2 protein-coding genes are annotated in these 971 nt (G+C 40.6%); both read left to right on the top strand.

Annotated features, from left to right (window positions below; genetic code table 11):
- Positions 1-120: 120 nt before the first annotated feature.
- Positions 121-498 (top strand): hypothetical protein, encoded by a 378-nt coding sequence (locus ACXAFQ_RS20435; protein WP_474825212.1) that lies wholly within the window; start codon positions 121-123, stop codon positions 496-498.
- Between the two features lie 129 nt (positions 499-627).
- Positions 628-969, top strand: coding sequence for a hypothetical protein (locus ACXAFQ_RS20430; RefSeq protein WP_474825211.1), 342 nt, complete (start codon positions 628-630; stop codon positions 967-969).
- The last annotated feature ends 2 nt before the right edge of the window (positions 970-971 follow it).

Raw genomic sequence — 971 nt, 5'->3', positions numbered from 1 at the left:
TCGCTCGCAAGCTCGCTGGGACGCTAACACGTGGGCTGCGTCACTTCGTTCCTAATTTTAGCCCATGTGTTATCGCCCCTTAGTGGGGTGTTATGTGTCAATTTAAACAAGGAGGTTTAAATGATATTTTCTTTTTTTAAAAAGTTAATAGCGATCAGAGATGAAGACAGGCATTTTCAGTGGTCTGGTTTTCAAATACGTGTCAAGGAATCAAGCAATCCTTATCTGGTGGAAATTTTGTCAATTAGACAACGTGCTCGTGCTGGAACTAAAGCATACGTAAAATTTCATCGGGGTTATTTCGCTGAAGGACAAGCAGTTTGGATACCTGAGGAGTTTCCGAGTAAAGGAGATTTTGTTCTTGGAAGTGGTTCTGAAGGCGATGGAAGGCATCACAGAGAGAGTGTCTTTTATTTCAACGAAGTAGAGGAAATTATGAAAGCCAAATATTACAAAGGGTACTTGGCGCACTGTAAGCGTAAATCGTTAAACACATAACAAAAAAATTAAGTCGCTCGCAGGCTCGCTGGGACACAAACATGGCGGCTGTGTCGCTTCGCTCCGATTATTGCCGCCATGTTTGTGCCCCTTATTTGGGTGTTATATTTTACGGAGAGTTCGCAGTAAATGGATGATGTTTATACAAATAATCAAGCAGAAATAGTTGAGTATGGTCTAGACAAAATCGATGCCAATGAGACTGTAGAGGTCAATCTAAAAGATTTGCTGTATGTTTACAAAACTCTTCAAGAATACATGCGTTTTTTCCATCAACCAGCGCATTACCCTGAGCTAAGCGATATTCATAAATTCCTTGGCACAACGGATAACACAGCAGGGTTTCACATTCTGAATGAAGCAGTCTATGTAAAAATGCGAGATATGTTTCCTGAGCGAATTAACGATATGTTTGGTGAAGGTGATTTTGAGTGTCCCAAGTTGCCAAGCTATTACAACGAGAATATGTAAAA

This window comes from Alteromonas sp. ABH2_165 (assembly GCF_056159945.1).
Note: the sequence above shows the minus strand (reverse complement) of the source record. Positions and strands in the feature narration are given on the sequence as shown.

Excerpts from the sequence above, each read along its gene's own strand:
- ACXAFQ_RS20435 (WP_474825212.1), top strand. The coding sequence starts at position 121 with ATGATATTTTCTTTTTTTAAAAAGTTAATAGCGATCAGAGATGAAGAC.
- ACXAFQ_RS20430 (WP_474825211.1), top strand. The coding sequence starts at position 628 with ATGGATGATGTTTATACAAATAATCAAGCAGAAATAGTTGAGTATGGT.